The organism is Vibrio splendidus (assembly GCF_002873455.1).
Classification (GTDB): domain Bacteria; phylum Pseudomonadota; class Gammaproteobacteria; order Enterobacterales; family Vibrionaceae; genus Vibrio; species Vibrio splendidus_J.
In genome coordinates, this window is the sequence record NZ_MCUN01000036.1 from 1 (window position 1) to 342 (window position 342).

General features: G+C 38.3%; 1 tRNA gene. It reads right to left on the reverse strand.

Going from position 1 to position 342, the window contains the following annotated elements:
- Window positions 1-226 precede the first annotated feature (226 nt).
- A tRNA-Val gene (locus BCU75_RS19650) sits at window positions 227-302 on the reverse strand.
- Window positions 303-342 lie beyond the last annotated feature (40 nt).

The window sequence follows — 342 nt, forward strand, 5'->3', positions numbered from 1 at the left end:
TGTTTGTTGTGTTTATCTAATAAAAGATAAACATTGAGAACTTTTAAATTTGATTGAATTACTCGTAAGTAATCAATCAGTCAGCTTTCCAAATTGTTAAAGAGCATGAGACTTTAAGAACCAGTGTTCTAAAATTCACATTTTCTAAAGACTCTCAGGGTCAAACATACCAACCAACGACAAAAGAAGTGGTTTGGACATTTAATAACCAAGAATATTTAGAGAATGGTGGGCGATACCGGGCTCGAACCAGTGACCCCCTGCTTGTAAGGCAGGTGCTCTCCCAACTGAGCTAATCGCCCACGATAGTTTTAATTCCTTCGTGGAGAAAGAATGGTGGGT